The organism is Larkinella ripae (genome assembly GCF_054780775.1).
This window is the reverse complement of sequence record NZ_BAAGVR010000017.1, coordinates 121,148-143,556: the sequence shown is the minus strand read 5'-3', so window position 1 is coordinate 143,556 and position 22,409 is coordinate 121,148. Positions and strand designations below refer to the sequence as shown.

General features: G+C 53.8%; 20 protein-coding genes. 8 read left to right on the top strand and 12 right to left on the bottom strand.

Annotated features, from left to right (window positions below; all coding sequences use genetic code 11):
- Positions 1-10: 10 nt before the first annotated feature.
- Positions 11-307 carry an antibiotic biosynthesis monooxygenase family protein gene (locus ACYVHX_RS09895; RefSeq protein ID WP_460671462.1) on the bottom strand — a complete coding sequence of 99 codons (297 nt, stop codon included), beginning with the start codon at positions 305-307 and terminating at the stop codon, positions 11-13.
- Between the two features lie 222 nt (positions 308-529).
- Between ACYVHX_RS09895 and ACYVHX_RS09890 the strand changes: the two genes are divergently transcribed.
- Positions 530-1,234, top strand: a complete 705-nt coding sequence (locus ACYVHX_RS09890) for a glycerophosphodiester phosphodiesterase (protein ID WP_460671461.1) — start codon at positions 530-532, stop codon at positions 1,232-1,234.
- 94 nt (positions 1,235-1,328) lie between these two features.
- Here ACYVHX_RS09890 and ACYVHX_RS09885 read toward each other — a convergent pair whose 3' ends face one another.
- Entirely contained in the window at positions 1,329-2,498 is a 1,170-nt protein-coding gene (locus ACYVHX_RS09885) for an MFS transporter (protein WP_460671460.1), read from the bottom strand.
- Positions 2,499-2,950: 452 nt separating this feature from the next.
- On the opposite strand from ACYVHX_RS09885, the gene ACYVHX_RS09880 reads away from it, so the two are divergent.
- From ACYVHX_RS09880 to ACYVHX_RS09865, 4 genes are read left to right on the top strand one after another with little or no spacing between them, the layout of a single operon-like run.
- The gene (locus ACYVHX_RS09880; protein ID WP_460671459.1) at positions 2,951-3,775 is read left to right on the top strand and encodes a glycosyltransferase family 2 protein; all 825 of its coding nucleotides are present in this window, start codon (positions 2,951-2,953) and stop codon (positions 3,773-3,775) included.
- 7 nt (positions 3,776-3,782) lie between these two features.
- Positions 3,783-4,544: a class I SAM-dependent methyltransferase gene (locus tag ACYVHX_RS09875; RefSeq protein ID WP_460671458.1), complete on the top strand. Its 762-nt coding sequence runs from the start codon at positions 3,783-3,785 to the stop codon at positions 4,542-4,544.
- Positions 4,541-5,344, top strand: a complete 804-nt coding sequence (locus ACYVHX_RS09870; protein WP_460671457.1) for an FkbM family methyltransferase — start codon at positions 4,541-4,543, stop codon at positions 5,342-5,344. The genes ACYVHX_RS09875 and ACYVHX_RS09870 overlap by 4 nt, the downstream gene beginning before the upstream one ends.
- A 2-nt stretch (positions 5,345-5,346) precedes the next feature.
- A complete protein-coding gene (locus ACYVHX_RS09865) occupies positions 5,347-6,219 on the top strand; it encodes an alpha-1,2-fucosyltransferase (RefSeq protein ID WP_460671456.1) in 873 nt (290 codons plus the stop codon).
- Here the strand turns inward: ACYVHX_RS09865 and ACYVHX_RS09860 are convergent.
- The 3 genes from ACYVHX_RS09860 to ACYVHX_RS09850 are packed head-to-tail and all read right to left on the bottom strand — an operon-like array spanning position 6,211 to position 9,345.
- The gene (locus tag ACYVHX_RS09860; protein ID WP_460671455.1) at positions 6,211-6,579 is read right to left on the bottom strand and encodes a DUF2304 family protein; all 369 of its coding nucleotides are present in this window, start codon (positions 6,577-6,579) and stop codon (positions 6,211-6,213) included. The two genes, ACYVHX_RS09865 and ACYVHX_RS09860, sit on opposite strands and share 9 nt — an antisense overlap.
- Positions 6,579-7,262: a glycosyltransferase family 2 protein gene (locus ACYVHX_RS09855; RefSeq protein ID WP_460671454.1), complete on the bottom strand. Its 684-nt coding sequence runs from the start codon at positions 7,260-7,262 to the stop codon at positions 6,579-6,581. The genes ACYVHX_RS09860 and ACYVHX_RS09855 overlap by 1 nt, the downstream gene beginning before the upstream one ends.
- Positions 7,255-9,345, bottom strand: coding sequence for a DUF7657 domain-containing protein (locus ACYVHX_RS09850; protein ID WP_460671453.1), 2,091 nt, complete (start codon positions 9,343-9,345; stop codon positions 7,255-7,257). Before ACYVHX_RS09850 ends, ACYVHX_RS09855 begins: the two co-directional genes overlap by 8 nt.
- Before the next feature lie 140 nt (positions 9,346-9,485).
- On the opposite strand from ACYVHX_RS09850, the gene ACYVHX_RS09845 reads away from it, so the two are divergent.
- A complete protein-coding gene (locus ACYVHX_RS09845) occupies positions 9,486-10,490 on the top strand; it encodes a lysylphosphatidylglycerol synthase transmembrane domain-containing protein (protein ID WP_460671452.1) in 1,005 nt (334 codons plus the stop codon).
- A gap of 142 nt (positions 10,491-10,632) precedes the next feature.
- A complete protein-coding gene (locus ACYVHX_RS09840; protein WP_460671451.1) occupies positions 10,633-12,228 on the top strand; it encodes a M28 family peptidase in 1,596 nt (531 codons plus the stop codon).
- 64 nt (positions 12,229-12,292) lie between these two features.
- Here ACYVHX_RS09840 and ACYVHX_RS09835 read toward each other — a convergent pair whose 3' ends face one another.
- A complete protein-coding gene (locus ACYVHX_RS09835) occupies positions 12,293-13,918 on the bottom strand; it encodes an amidohydrolase family protein (RefSeq protein ID WP_460671450.1) in 1,626 nt (541 codons plus the stop codon).
- Positions 13,919-14,173: 255 nt separating this feature from the next.
- Between ACYVHX_RS09835 and ACYVHX_RS09830 the strand changes: the two genes are divergently transcribed.
- Positions 14,174-14,950 (top strand): hypothetical protein, encoded by a 777-nt coding sequence (locus ACYVHX_RS09830; RefSeq protein ID WP_460671449.1) that lies wholly within the window; start codon positions 14,174-14,176, stop codon positions 14,948-14,950.
- Positions 14,951-14,962: 12 nt separating this feature from the next.
- On the opposite strand, the gene ACYVHX_RS09825 is transcribed toward ACYVHX_RS09830, so the two are convergent.
- The 6 genes from ACYVHX_RS09825 to ACYVHX_RS09800 form a co-directional block, all read right to left on the bottom strand.
- The gene (locus ACYVHX_RS09825) at positions 14,963-15,553 is read right to left on the bottom strand and encodes a chemotaxis protein CheB (RefSeq protein ID WP_460671448.1); all 591 of its coding nucleotides are present in this window, start codon (positions 15,551-15,553) and stop codon (positions 14,963-14,965) included.
- Positions 15,535-16,344 (bottom strand): CheR family methyltransferase, encoded by an 810-nt coding sequence (locus tag ACYVHX_RS09820; protein ID WP_460671639.1) that lies wholly within the window; start codon positions 16,342-16,344, stop codon positions 15,535-15,537. Before ACYVHX_RS09820 ends, ACYVHX_RS09825 begins: the two co-directional genes overlap by 19 nt.
- Before the next feature lie 10 nt (positions 16,345-16,354).
- Positions 16,355-16,720 carry a response regulator gene (locus tag ACYVHX_RS09815; RefSeq protein WP_460671447.1) on the bottom strand — a complete coding sequence of 122 codons (366 nt, stop codon included), beginning with the start codon at positions 16,718-16,720 and terminating at the stop codon, positions 16,355-16,357.
- A 37-nt stretch (positions 16,721-16,757) separates the two neighbouring features.
- Entirely contained in the window at positions 16,758-20,363 is a 3,606-nt protein-coding gene (locus ACYVHX_RS09810) for a response regulator (protein WP_460671446.1), read from the bottom strand.
- A 20-nt stretch (positions 20,364-20,383) separates the two neighbouring features.
- Positions 20,384-21,973 carry a hybrid sensor histidine kinase/response regulator gene (locus ACYVHX_RS09805; protein ID WP_460671445.1) on the bottom strand — a complete coding sequence of 530 codons (1,590 nt, stop codon included), beginning with the start codon at positions 21,971-21,973 and terminating at the stop codon, positions 20,384-20,386.
- 261 nt (positions 21,974-22,234) lie between these two features.
- Complete coding sequence (locus ACYVHX_RS09800; RefSeq protein ID WP_460671638.1) at positions 22,235-22,321, bottom strand: hypothetical protein; 87 nt, start codon at positions 22,319-22,321, stop codon at positions 22,235-22,237.
- Positions 22,322-22,409: the final 88 nt, after the last annotated feature.

Genomic DNA, 22,409 nt, shown 5'->3' with positions numbered 1-22,409 from the left:
CTCCTTCCCCTTAAACCACCTGAACCTTTACTTCGTAATAGTCGATCGTTGGCGGTCCGGCAAAATACTCTTTCATTCCCTGCAAAACGCCTTGCAGAAAACCGTTGGTTTCGGCGTTTTGCCGGGCTTCTTCCGATTCCCAAAGGGTTACCATCAGGCATTTATTGGTCTCTGAATTGGTCAGGAAACGGCTGTTTTTAAAACCGTCCAATTGGTTGAAAGCCGGGCTTACCGAATCGCGGAAATAAGCCGTTGCTTCGTCCGTTGCGCCGGGCTTCAGCGGAACCTGGATAACGCGTGCGTACATATTTAGAAGGGGTTGAGGGTGAATAAAATGACCCGAATGTACACGTTTTAAATTGAATTGATCGTATTATCTTATTGTAAAGTATAGCCAAAAACCGGGTCACGATCTGACTCGTATTGCGGCTCCTGTTACCTTTACGGTTCAATCTGCTACCTTATGAAAACAGCTTTTTCTCGTTTCTTTTCAGTTCTGGCATTCAGCACCTGCTTAACGGTATCCGGCATGGCCCAAACCAAAGTGATCGCCCACCGGGGAGCCTGGAAAAATACCGGCGCTCCGCAAAACTCGATTGCCGCGCTGCAACAGGCGATCAAACTCGGTTGCTACGGCAGTGAGTTCGACGTACACATGACCGCCGATTCGGCCCTGGTGGTCAATCACGACCACGACCTGCAGGGCGTGAATCTGGAAACCGCCCCGGCCGCTCAGATCAACGCCCTGAAACTCAGCAACGGCGAATCGCTGCCCACGCTGGAAAGCTACCTGAAAGAGGGGCTGAAGCAGAAGAAAACCCGCCTGGTTCTGGAAATCAAAGCGTCGAAAGTCAGCAAAGACCATTCGCTGGCGCTGGCGACCAGGTGCGTGCAGGTCGTGAAAGCCCAGAAAGGCCGGAAACTGGTGGATTACATCAGCTTCGATTACGACGTTTGCAAGAAAGTAAAGGAACTGGACCCCTCGGCCAATGTGGCGTATCTGCTGGGTGACAAAGCGCCCGAACTGCTGGCGGCCGACGGTTTATACGGACTGGACTACCACCACAGCATCATGAAAAAGAATGAAAGCTGGATTCAGGACGCGCACCAGAAGAAACTCACCGTCAACGTCTGGACGGTCAACGACCCGGAAATGATGAACTGGCTCCTGGAACGCAAAGCCGATTTCATCACGACCGACGAACCGGAGAAGCTGCTGACGCTGACGAAGTAATTTTCCGGCTAAAAAAAATGTGAAAAGAAAGAACCGCCAATGTCTTTCTTTTCACCTTTTTTTACGGCGCCGTTTCCGGTTTGCCGGGCTTATCTTACTCGCCCTTCACTTTTCCCGCCATCAGCGCCACGCACAGACCCATGCCGGCAATGATGGTGAACGAAATCCGCAGGCTGGTGGCCCCCGCAACAAAACCGATCAGGGGCGGGCCAATCAGGAAGCCCAGAAAACCGATGGTCGAAACGGCCGCCAAGGCGACGCCCGGCGACAAAACCGTCGATTTTCCGGCGGCACTATACACCAGGGGCACCACCGACGAAACGCCGAAACCCACCAGGAAGAAACCAAGAATGGCGGTGCTCAGGTACGGCAGCGTCACCGAGGTCAGCAAACCGGAGGCAATCAGCACACCGCTCAGTTGCAATGTCCGTTTCAAGCCGTAGCGGGTGGCAAACCAGTCGGCAATAAACCGGCCCAGCGCCATCGTACTCATGAACGCCGTGTAGCCCGCGCCGACCATCGCCTTGTCGGCCAGCACCACCTTTTTAAAATAAATACCGCTCCAGTCGAACATCGCGCCTTCGCAGATCATGGCGCAGAACGCAATGATGCCCAGGATCAGCAGGGCTTTGTCGGGCTTGGCGAAAAGGGGCTGATCGGCACGGGTGCCCGCATCTTCCGGCAAAATATACCGGGACGCAATGGCGAGAGCCGCCAGGGCAAAGAACAGAACGGCCGCAAAATGCTGGTACGGCACGATGCCCGCGCCGATCATCAACGCGCCCAGCATGGCCCCGGCAAAACCGGCCAGACTCCACAACCCGTGAAACGACGCCATTACCGGGCGTTTGTAGAGGGCTTCGACGCCCACCGCCTGGGTGTTGATCGAAATATTGGCCATGTTGCCCACCAGCCCGAACACGAACAGACAGCCCATCAGTTGCGGAATGCTTTGGGCCAGTCCCAAACTGAGCAGCGTCAGCGCGTATAGCCCCACCGCCAAGGTAGCCACTTTGCGGCTCCCGATTTTGGTGGTTAGCCAGCCCGCAATCGGCAGCGAAAGCATCAGCCCGGCGGGCAACGCCAGCAAAACGCCCCCCAGTTCGGCATCCGACAGCCCCAGCGTCTGCTGGATGCTCGGAATCCGCGAAGCCCAACTGGCAAACGACAGGCCCTGCAGAAAAAATAACGCCCCGACGGCAATCCGGCGAATGCTGCGCGTGGAAAGCCGGGGGGAAGGCAGATGAAAAACAGTAAAATTCATTCTTAAAAAAATTCAAATTTCAGGTTGTATTCAAAACCCTTCTTAAAGGTAACGAGCGCAAAAATAACTTTATTTTCAACCAGTAAAGACTTTTTCACTAACCGTAAAATCAAAACCGGCTCGATTAAGTTCTTGGATTTAGTCAATTCTGAAAGCATTCGTATTGATTGTGTGGATAGTGCAAAAATCGTGACAAACGCACGGCAGCCCACACCGGTTTTGCGCCTTGCCCAGGACCCGAATTACTGGCAAACGCTTTTTTGACCCGGCTTGGCGAAGGCAGTTTAACGCGCATGGCACGGGTTTTGATCACGACAACGGGAAGCCGGGATTGGGGTGATTGGAAGTTTAATCACAAAACAACGGCAGAACAATTACATTTGTCAGCGCGGTTTCGGGCAGCGTACCGTCCCGACTGAAATCCGGCCCGCCTTGCATCCATGACGACATCAATGCCTCTGGTTTCCGTGATTATGCCGGTTTACAACGGTGAGCGGTTTCTATCGGCGGCTCTGGAAAGCGTTCTGAATCAGACGCATCGCAACCTGGAAGTGCTCGTGCTGGATAATGGCTCAACCGATGGCAGCCGATCAATTATCGAGGCTTTTGCCCGGCGCGACAGCCGGGTGAAACCGCTGTACGAACCGGCTCCGCTGGGCTACGGGGGCGAAGTGGCCACCAATGTCGCGAGCCGCCACGCCCGGGGCGAATTTCTGGCCAAACTGGATGCCGACGACATGGCCCATCCCGAACGGCTGGCCAAACAGGTCGCTTTTTTGCAGGCCAATCCGGCGGTTTTTCTGGTCGGAAGCTGGCTGACCTTGGTTGATGAACGGGGCCGAACGACGGGTTTTCGCCAATACCCGGTTGGGCACCAGGCCATTTATGACGAATTTTACCTGCGGTTTCCGATTGCGAACCCGTCGGTTTTATACCGGAACAACTTCCAGCACCATGATTTGTACCAGATCCGATTTCCGCATTTTAACGATTACTATAGCTTGTTTGTGCAATTGAATCAGGGGTATAAAATGCATAACTTGCCCGAATACCTGACGGCGTATCGCATTCACGATACCAACACGGTTTTCACGAACCTGCGGGCGAAATGGCGGAGCAACCTGGAAATCAAGGAAACGTTCGTGCGGGAATTTGCCTACCGGACCACGCGCCGGCACCGGCTGAAAATCAAATTAATCACGCTGGCAATCAATACGTTTCCGGAATCTTTTTTAATTCGGGTGATGAATCAAGCCCGGCAGCTTCTAAACGCCTGATGTAGTTATGATTGGTCGTATCTTGAAACTCGGTTCGGAGGTGGTCTGGAACGGCATGAAAGCCGTCCCGGACTTTGTTGGGGATTACTTCACGCTGAAAGGGCAACTGAATGGCCAGTCGGAATTTCCGATTCGGGGGTTCTTTCCGGCCCTGACGGATCGCTACGCCGAAAGCGGCCACCTGATCAAGCATTATTTCCTGCAGGACCTCCATATTGCCCAGCGCATTTTCCAAAACCGGCCCGTCAAGCACCTCGACGTTGGCTCCCGGATCGACGGTTTTGTGGCCCACGTGGCGGCTTTCCGGCCCATCGAAATTCTGGATATTCGCCCGCTGAACCGCCCGATTCCCAACGTGAGTTTTCGGCAGGCCGACCTGATGGCGTTGCCGCCCGACCTGAAAGCGTCCACGGATTCCATTTCGTCGCTCCACGCCATCGAGCATTTTGGTTTGGGGCGCTACGGCGATCCGGTCGACGTAAACGGCCATCTGAAAGCGCTGGACACCATTTATGAAATCCTGAAACCGGGCGGGACCTTCTATTTCTCGACGCCCATTGGCCCGCAGGGCATCATTTACAATGCGCACCGGGTGTTCGATGTGTCCTATCTGCTCCGGATTTTTACACCTCGCTACCGAATCGAATCTTTCAGCTACATTGACGATACCGAGCAGTTCTTTGCCAACGCCGACTGGCGATCGGATGCCGTTCGGACTAATTTCGGCTGTTCATACGGCTGCGGAATCTTCGAGATGACCAAACTATGACACGATTTTTGAAGTGGCTCCTGGCCCCCATCCGGGTCAACTGGCTGCAGCCGTTTTACGAAAAGCTGTATCTGTTCACGCTCTACGCCATGAATTACGGGGGCGGCTCGTACACGGAAGACAGTGGAGAACCGTTTGTTATTCACTATGTTGCCCGAAAAACCGACCGCCAAACGCAGCCCGTTGTCGTCTTCGACGTGGGGGCAAATGTGGGCAGTTACGCCCAACTACTTTTGAAAACGTTCGGCAACCGGGCCACCATTCACTGCTTTGAACCTTCGCGCCGGACGTATCAGACGCTGACCGAAAACGTGGTGGCGCCCACGGTTTTTAACCATCCGTTTGGCCTGAGTTCGAAAGCCGGTCAACTATCATTGTACGCCGATGCCGAACAGTCGGGCATGATGTCGGTCTATTCGCGCGACTTGCAACACCTCAACATCCCGTTTGAGCCGATGGAAGTGGCAACTTTCAGTACCGTCGATGAATTTTGTAACGAGCAGTCAATCAGCCAGATCGACCTGCTGAAAATCGACGTGGAAGGCCACGAATTTTCGGTACTGGAAGGCGCCACCCGGTTTTTACACGAACACCGCATCCGGTTTATCCAGTTTGAATTTGGCGGCACCAACATCGACTCCCGCACGTTTTTCCGCGATTTCTGGAAGTTGCTGCACAACGACTTTATTCTGTACCGCATCGTCGGCAACGGCCTTCGGCGGATCGACGAATATTCCGAATTGCTGGAAATTTTCGTGGCCGTCAATTACTTCGCCGAACGCAAATCAAACCGGGGCTAAATATGGTGATTTCGTCGTTGATGGGCGGTCTGGGGAATCAGTTGTTTCAGTATGCGTTCGGTTTGCGGCTGGCCCACGAGCTTCAGACGAACCTCAAACTGAGCACGTTGGTTCTGGAAAACCGGCTGCTGGCGCGAGTCCGGAACTACACCTTACGGCCGTATGAGCTGGGCGTTTTCGGCCTGGATGTGCAGCGGGCGTCGTCGCTCGAAACGATAAGCGGGTTGCTGACCGCCGTTTCGGGTCGTGGGGGCAGCCTTTTTTTGCGGGAAAATCCGGCGACCGAATCCTTGTTAAAAACCGTATCCCGCTCAGCGCCCGTTGTTTTTTGCTGGGGCTACTGGCAATCCGAAGCCTGGTTCCGGCCGGTGGTGCCGGTGCTGCGCGAAAAACTTTATTTTCAAAAACCGCTATCCGTCACCAGCCACCGGTACGCTGAAGCCATCGACCGGACCCGGACCCCGGTTTTTATTCACGTCCGGAGGGGCGATTACGTCACCAATCCGAACGCCCGTCAGCTACACGGTTTTGCCGGCGAAACGTATTATCAGAACGCTATTGCCCACATTCGGGAGCGGTTCGGGAACGCCCATTTCTTTGCTTTTTCAGACGATATGGCGTGGGTGAAAGCAACGCTGGGGCCGGTTTTGGAAACCGTTACCTACGTGGAGGGCAACAGCGGAGTCGATAGCTGGCAGGACCTTTACCTGATGAGTTTGTGCCCGCACGCCATCATCGCCAACAGTTCGTTTAGCTGGTGGGGCGCCTGGCTGAATCCGTCGGCCGGGCGAACCGTCATTGCGCCCCGGCAGTGGTTTGCTTCGCCGGCCGCATTCTCAACCGCGATTGTGCCGGAGCCGTGGACGTTATTCTGAGCGTCCCGGTTTATTTTTCCGGCGGGTGCCTTCGGTAGCATTTCGAATGGCGTTTTGCCGAACCAGTTGGGTGATGATCAGGTCGTGTTGCAACAGCCGCCGGTACAAAACCACGCCCATGAGCAAAAAACCGGTGAAAAGCAGGTAGAACACCAGATCGACCCCCCGCCCGACGCCCAGCTGCATCGCCAGGTAGTACGGAATGGTCGGCACGGCGACAAAGAGAATCCCGACCGCGATAATACCCAGAAAAAACAGCCGGTACAGCAGGCGGTTGCGCAACAGGCTCAGCGAAGCAACGCCAACGATGACGAGCAGAACGGTGAGCAGTAACTGAATGGGGGTCAGCGTAAACGGCATCAGCGGAAGTATTTATTGATAAAAACGTCAATCAGAATGTTGATGGCACCCGACCACCGCTGGCCTTTTTCCTGCGAATAAGCCGTGTACGAAATGTGCGTCGGTTTTTCGACGTAGCGAAGCCGGTTCCGGCGAATCTGCATCAGAATTTCGGTGGCGTGGGCCATGCGGTTTTCTTTCAACTGAATGGCCTTCAGGGCGCGCCAGTTCATCACCCGAAACCCGTTGTGGGCGTCGGTCAGCCAGAGGCCGGTCAGCAGGCCATTGGCGAGCCGGGCCAGCCGCAGCAACCACCGCCGAAACCGGGGCACGGCTTTTAGGTCGTCTTCCCGCAAAAACCGGGAACCCAGGACAATATCAACTTTTTGCGAACGCAATTCTTCAATAAACCGGGGAATATCGGCCGGATTGTGCTGCCCGTCGGCGTCGAAATGCACCACAATGTCGGCATCGTGCAGCCGGGCAAAGTCCATTCCGGTCTGCAAAGCGGCTCCCTGCCCCAGATTGATTTCGTGGCGCAGGTAATACACCGGCAGATCGCGCACCGTATTGGCCGTCGCATCCGTCGAAGCATCGTCGATGACCACGATTGTATACGGCCCGCCTTCCAGCGAACGGATCGTCTGGCGGATCACTTTTCCTTCGTTATACGAGGGAATCAGCACAAACACGCTTTCACTCATTGCTGCGGTAGATTTCAATACTGCCTAATTTCTCCACCAGTTTCATACACCGGATTTCCACAGCCTGCGGAGTTCGGTCGAAGATGAAATACTTCACGTTGAGCTTCTTCAGTTTCGGCGAGCAGGGGTCGATGCCGACAAAATAACCGTCTTCAAAACTGCTTTGAATCACCGTACTGTCTTTGCCGTCAATATAGGTGTTGTAAACGGCATGGGCGTATCGGTTATACGCCGAATCCTGTTTGGCGGTCGGGTCCAGCACCCGCATCGTTTTAAAATCGGGCTGGTTTTTAACCCCGCTCAACTGGTTAACGCCGGTGGCCGTCACCAGGTAAGTAATGTACTGATTGCCCAGTACGACCCAGCGGGCGGCCGGTTCTTTCAGGTGCAGTTCGCGCACTTTCTTGTACAGCGTATGCTCCGTAATGGGCGCCAGCCCCTTCGCGACCGGATTGATTTTCAGGTTCGGCAACGTAAATAAAACGAGCGCGACGCCAATGACCAGCTCTTTGTACCGAAAATTCGTAACCGGTAACAGCAGAAAGTTCAGGGCCATGAAAAAAACCGTCGGGGCAAACAACTGATGCGCTTTGTAAAAGCCCTGCGAGGTCGAGATATTGAGCCAGGCCGCGTAAACCATGAACAGCACCACGCCAGCCGTCAGGGCCACCGACAGGGCCATCCCGATCCGGATCGTGTGCTTCCGGAGGTAATCCAGGTACAAAACCGCCAGCACGACATTGGCGATTCCGAACGGAATCTGCGTCCGGCGCGTCGGGCTTACATCCAGCAAGGTCGCTTTGGCCAGAAAAGCCGGAAAACCCACTTCCATCCAGACCAGCAACACCAGCACATACGCCAGAATGATCAGCAAAAGCGGATCCAATTTCCGTGTATACAGAAAATAGACTACTGTACAAGCAAGTATGGCGGGTGTAAACGTGATGAAGTGCGACAATTCGCAGATATTCAGCCAGTGCTTCGGAAACTTCTGGTCGGTGAGCAGCCAGCCCGCGTAATACTCTGAAAACCAGTTGGCAATAAAACCGGTGCCGCCGGTTTCGCTCCGTTTCCCGGGATACACCGTATTCGACATCACGTCGATGGTGGACTTGGCATCGAGGTAATAGAGGTAAAAAACCGCCCCCAGAAGGGCAAACGCCACCGCAAACGCGCCCAGCTTATACGGTATTCTGGCGAACAGGAAGTCCTTGTTGAAATCCCGCCAGACAAAACCGATCAGCAGAAAAACCAGCAGGTAGCCCATCGGCACCTGATAGGGCGGATACAGGGTCAGCGCGTAGGCCCCGAACGACCAGAGAAAAACCGCCCCCCACGCCAGAATCGTCTTTACCTTTTGGGCATAAAAAATGTAGATGGAAGACGTAAGCAGCAGGCTTCCGGCGAAAATACTGGTCAGGAAAAAGAACGACCACCAGGCCAGACCGGGCGAAAAAATAAGCCAGAAAGCCCCGATCACCGACAGCCAGAAGTTGTTGCGGGTCAGTACCAGGAAGGTGAGCGTAACGGCAATCAGGCTAAAAAAGATGATAAAATTCCAGCGCCAGGCAAAGCCGATTTCGGGACCAAAGGCGTAGAAACCCCAATAATCGGGACGAAAAACCGAGACAAAGTGCTTGATCGGGAAATAACCCACCAGCGCGACTTTTTCGCCCCCGATGGCCGGGTTTTCCAGCGGGTAATCCTGGTGCGCCTGCGACAGCATGAAGGGCGCCAGAATCGCCCACTCGTCCATCCGGATCTGCTTGGGCGTGCCCGAGATAAGGCCGCGTCGCTGGTCCGACCCGTCCGGAATGATCTGGTTCCAGATGGGAATCGACGAAAAATGGATTTTGGCCACCGTAAACACTAAAAACAGACCGAGACAGATGCCCAGAAACCATTTCAGGCGGCTATCGAAGCGAATCAGTTCAAAGCCAGCGGGCTGCGGGTTCCGGTCGGCCAGCGGGGTTTCGGCCTTGTGACGAACCGCCGAAACCGGTTTGAAAACGTCAGCGGCTGGTGCCTCGATCCGGGGTTTGGCCGGAGCAGAAACCGTCTTTTTCTTATTGGATTTGGACATACGAGATAAGCGGTAACCCATGCCGGTGCGCGTTCGGCAATGTACCTTTAAAGGTAGCAGGACGCCCAATTCGGGTCAAATTATGTGCCACAAATTATCAGATTGTTTTGCCTAACTTACGGCCGATTCGTACCAACTGAATGAAACCACTGCTTAAACGCGCCCTTCCGCTCGCCCTGGCGATTGCCCTGCTGATTTATGCGCTCAAGGACATTTCGTTCGTCGATCTCGGGCGGCAATTCCGGCAGGCGCACTACGGCTGGATTGCGCTGGTGGGGGTGCTGACGGTTTTGGTGTATCTGGTGCGGGGCAAACGCTGGCAGCAGCCGCTGCTGGCCCTGGGGTATTTCCCGACGGTTTTTCGGGCGACCGTCGCGACGATGGCGGGCGTGATTGCCAGCATGATCGTTCCGGGTTCGGGCGAGCTGACCCGCTGCGCGACCTTGCAGCGCACCGATCAGGTTCCGTTTTCGCAGGGCGTTGGCTCCGTCGTGGCCGAGCGCGTAATCGATCTGTTCATGCTCGCGCTGGTGCTGCTCCTGACGTTCGTGGTGGAGCTTCCCCGCATGCAGGCTTACCTCGCCGGTCTGTCGCTGAACCTGCCAACCGCAACGGGCTGGGCGTTGCTTGCCGGTGCAGCCCTTATTTTTCTTTTGCTGGGTCGCTGGGGCTGGCAACTCCTGCGTTGTTCGGACTTTCGGAAACACCCGTTGCTGGCCCGTCTGTTTAACACGATTGAGGGCCTTTGGCAGGGTTTTTTCGCCATTCGGCAATTGCCCAAACCCTATTTGTTTGTACTCCTAACGGTGTTCAATCAACTCATTTCCTGGCTGAGTACTTACTGGCTGCTGATGACCCTGGACAGCACGCGGTCGTTGCCCCCCACGGCCGCGCTCACCATTCTGGCGGTCAGTTCGCTGGGCGGGCTGGCCGTTCCCACGCAGGGCGGCATCGGCACCTACCATTTTCTGGTCAGCCGGGTGCTGGGGCTCTACGGTTTTGCCGCGGCTGAGGGGGCCGCCATCGCCACCTTTCTGCACGCGGTGGGATTCGCAATCAATTTGGTGCTGAGCAGCTTTAGCTTTTTAATTGTTCCGTTTTTGTTAACCAAAACCCCAACCGAACCCCCGAAAAACCGGGTCTGAGTGGCCGGAGTGGCATCCCTTCTCAAACGGTCACCGGAGCAAAAACCGCCGTACTAAATTTACCCGCAATTTCGTTTTATATTTGCACAGGCAGGGTCGGTTGGGTCCTGCTTTTTGTTTGTTATCTCTTCACAACATTCTTATGTCGTATTTGAAGTACAGTGCCGGTTTCGTGTTGTGCTGCCAGTTGGCAACGGCCCAAACCGCCACCGACTACGCCAGCACGATTCAGGCTGGCGACCTTGAAAAACACCTCCGCGTGCTGGCGGCCGACGATATGGAAGGACGCGAAACCGGAAAAGCCGGGCAGCGGAAAGCCGCCGATTACATTGCCAAGCAGTTTGCCGCCGAAAATCTCCAGCCCATCGTGAAAACGGAAGACGGCAAGACGGGCTATTTTCAGCCGTTTAAGCTCTACCAAAAAACCTGGGGGGATTTTTACGTCAAAGCCGGCGACAAAACCTACACCTATCCGAAAGATTTCATCGTCAACGGTTTGTTTGCCGTGATGCAGGAAACCGCCACGGAGACGGTTTTTGCGGGTTACGGGATTCTGACGGATCAGTACAACGATTACGCGAAACTGAATGTGCAGGGCAAGGCCGTGGTCATTCTGGAAGGCGAACCCAAAAAAGCAAACGGAACGTACGTCATTTCCAACTCGGCCAAACCGTCGGACTGGAGCAACGAAGAAAGCGTTCGTAAAAAGGCCCTGATTGCCAAAGACAAAGGGGCCGAGCAGGTGTTTATCATCTCCGCCGAATCGCCGGAAGCCTACCGCCGGCTGGTGGCCCAGCGCACTGCGCTTATGGGACGGTTTAACCGGATGAGCCTGAAACCGTCGATGGAGAAAATCGGAGCCGTCGGCACGTTTCTGATTACGCAGGAAATGGGCGCGGATCTGCTGAACACCACACCGGCTAAATTACTGGCTGCGGTGGCCAGAATCCATAAAACCGGCAAAGCCAACTCGGGGGTAGTGAAAGGAAAAATCAACCTGAAAGCCGAGCGCAAAGACGAAATTCTGGAGAGCAGCAACGTGCTGGGTTTTCTGGAAGGAACCGACAAAAAAGAGGAAGTGGTGGTGGTTTCGGCCCACTACGATCACATTGGCATCAGCGCCGATGGACAGGTGAACAACGGGGCCAACGACGACGGCTCGGGCACGGTGTCGGTGATTGAAATTGCGCAGGCCTTCGCCAAAGCCAAAGCCGAGGGCCACGGTCCGCGCCGGAGCATGTTGTTCCTGACGGTTTCGGGCGAAGAAAAAGGGCTGCTGGGCTCGGAATATTACGCGGACATCGACCCGGTTTTACCCCTGAACAAAACCGTCTGCAACCTGAACATCGACATGGTGGGCCGCGTGGACGACCTGCACGAGGGCAAATCCGACAACTTTATTTACGTGATTGGCTCCGACAAACTGTCGTCGGAACTGCACCAGATCAGCGAGGACGCCAACCGGAAATACACGATGATGGAGCTGGATTACAAATACAACGATCCCAACGATCCGCAACGGATTTATTACCGCTCCGATCATTATAACTTCGCCAAGCACAAAATCCCCATTATTTTCTACTTCAACGGCCTGCACGCCGACTACCACCGCCCCGGCGATGACGTGGAAAAGATTAATTTCAAGCTGGCCGAAAAATCAGCGCAGCTGGTGTTTTACACGGCCTGGGAAGTGGTGAACCGGGAGAATAAGCTGGTGGTGGACAGTAACAAACCGTAGGTATGAACCGAATTGTCCTGAACGGGGATTCCGCAGAGGAATCCCCGTTCAGGACAATTCGGCGTTAATTTCCGCCCGAAAGTTTAGCCGGTTTTGGCGCAACGCCCGGTTGCGTGATTTCAAAGTTTTCTTTCTGTTTGGCTTCGGTAACGATTTTGCGAACATCGGCCAGCAGTTGCCTGGCGTCGTAGACAACCCCGTCTTTTACGGTGTATTTCACCCCGCCAACGCGCGTCACTTCGTTTTTTTCGTTCAGGTGAATGGCGCCCGTGCCGTACAGCACCTTCAGGTTGGCCAGCGGATTTTCTTCCGTGATCACAAAATCCGCCAGTTTACCGACTTCCACCGAGCCAATCTGCCCGGCCATGCCGAGGGCTTCGGCCCCTTTCAGGGTGGCGGCCCGAATCACTTCCAGCGGATGAAAACCGGCTTCGCGCAGGAGTTCCAGTTCGCGGATGTAGGCAAAACCGTATAACTGGTAAATAAAGCCCGAATCCGAGCCCGCCGTGACGCGGCCACCCCGGTTTTTGTATTCGTTGATAAACGCCATCCAGAGCTGGTAGTTCCGCTTCCAGGTCACCTCCTGCTCGGTCCCCCAGTTGTGCCAGTACGAACCGTGCGAAATCCGGCTGGGTCCGTAAAACCGCCAGAGCGCGGGCAAAGTATAGTCGTCGTGCCACTCGGCCCGGCGCGCCAGCATCAGCTCGCGGTTGGCTTCGTAAATGTTAAACGTCGGGTCGATCGTGAAGTCCATCGCAATCAGTTCGTCCATCACCCGGTTCCACTTCTCCGTGCCCGGTTTGGCGGCCTGCAGCCAGAGTTTGCCCGCTTCCTCGAACCGGTTTTGCTCGTTGTTGTAGTTATAATCCGCCGGGTACGCCTGAATCGTCTTGTCTTCAAACAAGGCTTCGGGCAACCCGTACCAGTGTTCCATCGTTGTCAGACCGGCTTTGGCCGTCGCCAGCACATTCATCCGGGCCACCTCCAGTTGGGCATGGTGACAGGCCGACCGCAGACCGAGTTTTTTGTTTTCATCCAGAGCGGCTTTGAACACCTCCGGTTCGGCCCCGAAAAACTTGATGCCGTCGGCGCCTTTTCTGGCATTTTCGCGCACCCAGGCGCGGGCCTGTTCCGGCGTTGAGATGGTTTCTTTCGCGCCCTGCCCGAACGATGTGTACGCCTTGATGCGCGGGGCCGTAATTTCGTTGCGCTCGCTTTTGGCGCGGTGGTCCAGCACCCAGTCGAGGCCGTTGCCCGCCGAGGGGTCGCGAATGGTGGTGATGCCGTGGGCCAGCCAGAGTTTAAACACGTATTCGGCGGGTGTGCCCTGCGCTTTGCCGCCGATGTGACCGTGCATATCGACAAAACCGGGCATCAGATACATGCCGTCGCAATTCAGGACTTTGTCGCCGGGGTTGGCCTGCGGGCGGTGTTTTTCGTCAATCGGAACGCCGGGATAACCGACCTGCCGAATCTGCGTGATGCGGTTTTTCTCCACCACAATGTCGATGGGACCAACCGGGGGCGCACCGGTGCTGTTGATGAGCGTAACGCCCCGGATGAGGAGTCGCTTGTGCGGGCCGTCGCCTTCCCTGCGGGCGGGCGCGTCAGTGGTCTGGGCCAGCAGGCGGACCGAAAGCGCCACCAAAAGCAGGACGAGCGTAAACCGACGGGTGGAAATCGAGTGCATACCGGGCGTGAGGGGTTTGTTATCAGCAGATTAAGCAAGATACCAACAAAGTTGGTACATTTGATTGTCCGGAACCCGGTTTTGGTCACAAACAACCAAAGCCGGGCGCCGGGTCATTCCGGAAAAGAAAACGCAAATTCGAGGGAATCAGAACGGCCGTACCAAACAACTCGCCGTACGAGCCGTTTTAGAAGGACCCGATCTCCGACGAATTGACGTTGGCAAAACCGGGAATTCAAGGACTGCTGAGCACTTATGAAAACCGTACTTTTGAGCTGCGTTCTGCTGCTGACCCTCGTCGCCTGCTCCTCCGATAGCGGGAAAGAAACCAATGCGACTACGTCGAAAACCAGCCCCCTTTACACGCTGATCTTCCTGGATAAATCCGTCAGCGTCAACGCCAACAAAGCGTTTGTGGCGCAAAAATACCAGACCGCCATCAACGAGATTATCGAGCAGAACATCAAGAACAAAGGCGATAAACTGGAGGTGTACTTCATCCACGAAAATACGTCGAAGGCCCGGGCGCTGTCGGTATCGACCCGCTCAGAAATGGAAGACATCAGCAGCGCCAACGCCACCGACCGCGAAGCCGCCCAGACCAGTTTCGACCTGTCGCTGGGCCGCGAAAAAACCGCGATCCGGCAGCGTGTTCTGCAACAACTGGCGCTGCCGAATCCGTCCTCATCCGGCAAAGAAACCGACATCTGGGCCAGTTTGCCCGTCATCGCCAAAGCCAACGAAACCGGGGCCACGGTGAAAGTGTATTACCTCAGCGACATGGTGGAGAGCGTGTACAGCGCCGGCCGCCGGGATTTTCATAAAACCCCGCCGAAAGACAACGCACAGGCCGAAACCTGGGCCAAAGCCGATGTCGAACAACTCAGGCGCTACACGATTGGCAGCCCGGATATTGCCATGATTCTGCCGTTTGCCCCGGAAGCATCGGTAAAAGAAAACAACCCGGCCGTCACCCAATACTGGCAGACGCTGTTTCAGGAACTGGGCGCGGGCACTGTGGAGGAACAATAAAAACCGGTGACGCTACGAAACCGCGTTCAGCGAACGGAGGAAGGCGCTGAGCTCCTCCACATCGAGCACGCGGTCGATGGGGGTGTGCAGAATGGCCTGCTGAGGCATAAAACCGGATTGCGCACTTTCGGGTTGCTGGGCCACAATGATCCCGCCCGCTTTCTTAACCGCATTCAGACCCGCCGTGCCGTCGGAATTGGCGCCCGACAGCAAAACGCCGACCAGTTCCGGACCGTATACATCGGCGGCCGATTCGAAGGTCACATCGAGCGAAGGGCGGCTGTAATTGACTTTTTCGGAATCATCCAGCGAAAAAACCTCCTCTTTTTCAATCAGAAGGTGGTAATCGGGGGGCGCCAGATAAATCGTGCCCGTCAAGACGGGGTCCTTGTCCTCCACTTCTTTGATCGGAAGGGCGGTTTTAAGGGACAATAAATTCGCCAGCGACGAATCAACCGAATTTTTACGGTGGAGTACGATGATCAGGGCGAACGACAGAGCAGAAGGCAAAGCCGGAAGCAGTTGCAGCAACACTTCAATGCTGCCCGCCGAACCGCCGATGATCACCGCTTTATAGCCCTTTTTCAGCTTGATTTCCGCCATATTTTTTCTTTGCTCAACTGTCTGTACTTCGGTTTGATGGTCGAAAAGTTCAGGGTTTCTTTGGCGCCCAGCGCCAGATAGCCCAGCTTACCAATGCTTTCATCGAATAAACTCAGGGTTTTTTCCTGCAACTCTTTGTCGAAATAAATTAACACATTCCGGCACAAAACCAGGTCAAATTCATTAAAAGACCGGTCAGAAACCAGATTATGGGTTGAAAAGATCATTTTATCCGCCAGCTTTTCGTCAAATTTAACCTGGCCATACTGGGCAGTATAATAAGCCGAAAAATCCTGTTTTCCGCCCGATTCAATGTAATTTTCGGAGTACAGTTTCATCTGCGCCAGCGGGAAAATCCCCTTCCGGGCTTTTTCAAGCACTTCCGGGTTTAAATCCGTTGCGTAGAGCAGGGATTTTTGCAATAAGTTCGCTTCTTTCAACAGGATCGCCATCGAAAAAACTTCCTCGCCGGTTGAACAGCCCGCGTGCCAGACCCGGATAAACGGTTTGGCCGAAAGCGTGGGAATAACGTCCGTGCGCAGCGACTTGTAAAATACCGGATCGCGAAACATTTCCGTCACGGTAACGGTCAGTCCTTCAATCACTTCTTTCAGGTACGTAACGTCCGATTTGATCCGGTATCTGAATTCGGCAAAACTCGGAAACTTATCCAGGATAAACAGCCGGTTGATCCGCCTTTTCAACGAGGCCCGGGCGTAGTTCGTGAAGTCATAGCCGTACACCTCAAACAGATCATTCACGATCAGATCAACTTCGTCATCTTCAATCATCATTCCTCCTTTAAATACGCGACAGAAGTTGCAGCAGCCGATCCACATCAACCGGTTTCGAGATGTAATCCGTCGCCCCGGCCTGCAGGCATTTTTCCCGATCGCCGACCATAGCCTGGGCGGTTACCGAAAAAATAGGGGTTTTAGCGCGTTTTGCGATGTTTTTTATCCGCGGGATGGCTTCATACCCGTCCATCTCCGGCATCATCATGTCAATCAGAACCGCATCGACGACCTCGTCCGTCTGCAACAGCTCCAGCGCATCCTGGGCCGTGGTGCACGACAGGCACTCGAATGCTTTTGCTTTCAACGTAGCGCTCAGGGCGAAGATGTTGCGCGCGTCATCATCAATAATCAGGATCCTTTTTTTAGGCATGGCTGCTTGGGAATTAAGGTACACGGGAGCAATCGGATCAGGAACGTTCATAAAGCCAAACCCGCAACAAAGACATAAGCTGATCGATATCGACCGGCTTGGTAATGTAATCGGAAGCGCCCGCCTGAATGCACTTTTCCCGGTCGCCGGTCATGGCTTTGGCCGTCACGGCAATCACCGGCAGGTTTTTCCACTGGTAATTTTCCCGGATTTTCTGAGCGGTTTCGTATCCATCCATTTGCGGCATCATCATATCCAGCAGCACAAGGTCAATCCCCGGGTTTTCCTGAAGTTTCTGATACGCTTCTTTGCCATCCAGGGCCGTAATCACGTTCATTTTATAATTCTCCAGCGCCTTGGAAAGCGAGAAAATATTCCGAACATCATCGTCGGCAATCAACACGGTTTTATTGGCCAGCACCTGGCTCAAAGCACCCAGTTTTTTAAAGTCTTCGCCCTTTTTGCCGGACTTTTTATTTTCATCGACCAAATGCAGGAAAAGAGACACTTCGTCCAGCATCCGCTGGTACGAATGGGCGGTTTTCAGAATGATGGAGTCGGCGTATTTCTTGATTTTTAATTCTTCGGCCAGTGAAAGGCTTTTGCCGGTAAAAATGATGATCGGCAGGTTTTCCAGACCCGGGTTTTTTTTGGCTTCTTCCAGCGTTTCATACGCCTTCGTATCGGGGATTCCCATGTCCAGAATCACGCAGTCGATTTCTTCTTTTTGCAGCGCATCGACGCCTTCCGATACATTACTTTTCAGCTCGGAATGAATGTTGAAGGACTCCAGAAAATACGCCAGTGCTTTGGCGTGCTTCGGGTTGTCTTCGATAATCAGGACTTTTTTCGTCGTGCGGTTCAGGACGTACTCAATCTTTTCAAAAATCTCCTGCATCTGCTCAAATGCCACCGGTTTATCGACAAAATCAACGGCGCCTTTCAGCAAACTTTCATTTTTCAGCTTGTGCGACGACATGATGTGCACCGGAATGTGGCGGGTTTGCGGATCGGCTTTTAGCGCGTCCATCACCTGCCAGCCGCTCATGATCGGCAACTGGATGTCCAGCAAAATGCCGAGCGGTTTGTAGATTCCGGCCAGTTTCAGCCCTTCGTCCCCCCGCACCGCCACCACGCCCTTGTAGCCTTTCTTGCGGGAGTAATCCAGCAGGGATTTGGCAAAGTTCGTGTCGTCTTCAATGATCAGGATGACTTTATCGCGGTCCGTAATCGACTTGCGGTCGTCGGGTACGCTTTCCGGAATGGTCGTGCTGATGTATTTATTCGCCGGGGCGGGTTCGTTGCTCACCACCGGTTCCGGGTTACGGCTCACATACTGCGTCGTCTGGTTCAGGCTGTGATCGGCCGGTAAACCATTGATGGGCAGGTGAATCGTAAACTCGCTGCCTTCGTTCACGGTGCTGGAAAGGACAATTTCACCCCCCAGCAATTTTGCCAGTTCGCGGCTGATGGAAAGGCCCAGCCCGGTACCTCCGTATTTCCGTTTGGTGGAACCGTCGGCCTGTTGAAAAGCCTCAAAAATGAGCTGCTGCTTTTCCGGCGGAATGCCGATACCGGTATCCTTGACGCTAAAGCTCAGCGTGGAGTCCGTCCGGGGAGTCCGCTTGACCGCCAGCGTAATACCGCCTTTTGAGGTAAATTTAAGGGCATTTGAGATCAGGTTTTTCAAGATCTGGCCCAGGCGCATCCGGTCCGTCTCAATAACCGCGGGCACATTCTTGTCGATAACGATTTCGAATTTCAGGCCTTTTTCTTTCGCCAGCGGAGCAAACAATGCCTGGAGTTCATCGGTTATTTCGGGCAGCGAAACATTCAGGTATTCCAGCTTCATCTGCCCAGCCTCAATTTTGGAAAGATCCAGAATTTCGTCAATCAGACCCAGCAAGCCGTTTCCGGACGACTGAATGACTTTCGCATAATCGATCTGATCCTCCGACAGATTTTCCTCGTTGTTTTCGGCCAGCAGGCGACTCAGCAGCAGGATCGAATTGAGCGGAGTGCGCAGTTCGTGCGACATATTGGCCAGAAACTCGGATTTGTAGCGGGTGCTCAGCTCCAGTTCTTCGGCCTTGCGCTGAATTTCGTTGTTTTTTTCTTCCAGCAAAAAGCTGCGTTCTTCGAGTTCGGCATTGGTTTGCTGCAATTCCTCCTGTTGCACCCGCAGTTCCTCCTCCGAAGCCTGTAGTTTCAGCGACTGCGCTTCCAGCTCGGCATTGACGTTTTCCAGTTCGTTGTGCTGCGCCTGCAATTCCTCGGACTGGGCCTGCGTTTCTTCCAGGAAATTCTGCAGTTTCACGTAGTCCAGAGCCGCGTTGATGCCGATGGCGATGCTTTCCAGATTATCCTCTAAAAACCGGATCTCCAGCGATTCGGGTTTGCGCAACAAACCAATTTCAATGGCGCCGATGCACACCCGGGCGTACACCAGCGGTACAATGATCAGCGCGGTCGGCGGGGTGCTGCCGAGCGACGAATTGACCTTGAGGTAATCAGCAGGTAAATCGTGAACCACCAGCGGTTTTTTGTTTCTGATCACTTCGCCCACCAGGCCTTCACCGATCTTAACCGTAGCGGGCGAATGGTGGGCCGCGTAGCTTCCGGCCAGCTTAAAACTGGCGTCATTATCAATGATGTAAACCGTGCCGATGGGCGCATCCAAATACCGGGTAAGCGTAGCAATCAGGTTGTTGGCGAGCTGGTTTAAATCCCGCTCATCCCGCAGGGCTTCATTCAATTGAACGGTTCCGGTTTGCAGCCAGTTCCGGCTGTTTAAATCCGTAAACGTCGTTTCCAGCGACTCCGCCATGGTGTTCAACGCCTTCGCAATGCGCCCCAGTTCATCGTCCTGATTATCCTGACTTCGGATGGCGTAGTTGCCCTCGGCAATATCCGACGTCTGGTCTTCCATAACCGTGATCCGTTCGGCGGTTTCCCGGTATTTTGCCTCGGCTTCTTTCTGTTTGGCAATCCGGTCGTCCAGGTCTTTTTTGATTCGCATGTAGGCGCTCCCCGTGATGATCACCGAGATAATAGCCGCCACCACGAGCAGATACGGCGTGTACGTAATGTAAATCTGCTGCTGCTCAAGACGAGTCGCCAACAGCTCGTTTTCATCCTTCTTAATCTGATTGATTACAATCCGGAGATCATCCATGACCTTTCTGCCGCGCGTCATTTCCCGGTGCCGCTCGACGGTATCCCGTAGAAAAAATTTGCTCCGCTTCACCAGGTCGATCACGCGCTGCATCTGGGTGAATTTGGCCTCATAAAGCGTCTTGGTCTCGGCCAGATTTTTTTGCTGTACCGGATTATCCACCGTTAATTGCCGAACAATATTATAGCTATTCGTAACCTTTTCGTAACTGCCGTTGTAAGGCTGCAGAAAAAGCGGATCGAGCGTAACCAGAAAACCGCGTTGCCCGGTTTCGGCGTCTTTCACGTACGAGATGATATTCTCGGACTCAATCAGGATCTGATTCGTGTGATTAACCAGCTGCGAATTTTCGATCAGTTTCTGCGTGCTGTAAAACGAAGCGATCAGGCTGACGAGCAGCAATAAAACGGAAAAAGAAAAAACAATCTGTAGCTGTCGTATAACGGAATTAGAAGTCGAATGCGGCATGGTTTCGCTTTTAAAATCGCTTAATTTTTAGTCTCTTCCCCGTCATTTCCCTGCCGAACCGGAAGAATCAGAATAAACTCGCTTCCTTCCCCCACCCGGCTTCTGGCAGAAATAATTCCGTTGTGTTTGTCCATGTTCTTTTTGGCAATTGCCAGACCGATACCGGTGCCTTCGTAGCTGGTCTGGCTCGCCAGTCGCTGAAAAATAACAAAAATCCGGTCGATAAACTTTTCGTCAAATCCGATGCCGTTATCGCGCACGATGATCCGGCAATACGGCCCGTCGGGCGCCGGTTCACTGTTGACGGCTTTTTCTTTAACCAACTCGGCCGTAATGGTAATAACCGGGGCGGTTTCTTTTTTAGAAAACTTCAACGCGTTACTGACCAGGTTCTGAAACACCTGCCGAATCCGGCCCGGTATGGTGTCGATCTCCGGTAAAGGCTCCACGGTGATGGTCGCTCCTTTTTTACTGATCAATTCGTCAAAATCCGACAGAATTTCTTTGACAATCCGGTTCAGATCCGTCAACTCGAATAAAGCCGGCGTGGCCAGCTGCGAGTACGCAAGCAAATCGTTGATCAGACTCGACATGCGGGCCGACGAATTGATGGACCGTTCGAGGTACGAAACCGCTTCCGGATTCGTCGCCAAATATTTCTCTTTAATCAGGTCATTCAAAATCTGTATTTTCCGGAGCGGTTCCTTTAAATCGTGGGAAACAACCCAGGTAAACTGCTGAAGTTCGTGATTACTTCGTTCAAGTTCGACATTTTTTACCAGCAGTTCCTTGGTCCGTAGTTCCACCTCGTGTTCCAGCAGTTCCGCGGCCATTTTCTGGGGATGGATATCCGTAAACGTTCCGACCCAACGCACGGTTGCCTCCTGCTGCCGGATGGGGATGATGCGCAGGAGGTGGTAGCGGTATTCGCCCGTATCCAGTTTTTTCAGCCGAACTTCGCGCGTAAACTCAATGGCGTTTTCAAAATAAATCGTCCATTCGTTGTAAATGTCGTCGTCGGGGTGGAACTGCGGAAAAGCCGTTGGATCGGCCGAATACTGAAACCAGTACTCATTGACGTATTCGATCTGGCCGTCGGGCTTGATGGCAAAAGCCATCTGGGGCAGTGAAGCCAGAACCGCCCGCAGCTCCTGCATCCGGCCCGCGATCTCCTCCTGGGCCCGTTTCCGCACCTCAACCTCCTGTTGCAGCGACGTTTGCGCTTCCCGCAATTCCTGCTGCTGCCGATACAGCCGGTGCAGGTTCTTTACTTTCAACACCAGAATATCCGGGTCTACGGGCTTCGCCAGGTAATCGACCCCGCCCGAGGTATAGCCCTGGGTAATGAATTTCTTTTCGGTATTGACCGCCGACAGAAACATGATGGACGTGTCTTTGGCCTTACTAAAACCGGCAATGGCATTGGCGACCTCAAAACCGTCCATGCCGGGCATTTGCACATCCAGAATGATCACCGCGTAATTGGCTTTCAGGACTTTTTTCAGGGCTTCCTCGCCCGAGTCGGCCGTGTCGACCTTAAAACCGTGTAGTTCAAGTATTTTTTTTAAGGGGAGGATATTTTCCGGCCTGTCATCAACAATCAAAATCATACGCAATGCAGGTGTTTAGGTCTACTGAAGAGGCCGTTTAGGTGTTTCCGATTTGCATTAAACAAGCAGTGAAGATAGCGCACCAGAACAGGTGCTTCCAAATTTGAGTCTGTACAGTAAATAAATAAATTGAAAGAAGCGGGATTTTGGCAGGGACGCAAAGCAAAAACCGCCGGATCATCTTATGATCCGGCGGTTTTGAGCAGCCCTGATGGGCGATTTTTGTCAATTCGATTCGTTTTGTTTTCGGGCTGGTCCGAATCAGTAGACGCCCCGTTGAGTCAGCAAGTCGAGGTTGTCGAAGAAATCCTGTTCTTCCATAATGAGGCCGTTTTCCATCCGGACGATGGTGGAGCCTTGTAGGGTTACGGATTTGCCGGTGGCCGGTATTCCGAAAATTCGCCGGAATGCACCCCGCTGAAGACCCAGTGCTTGG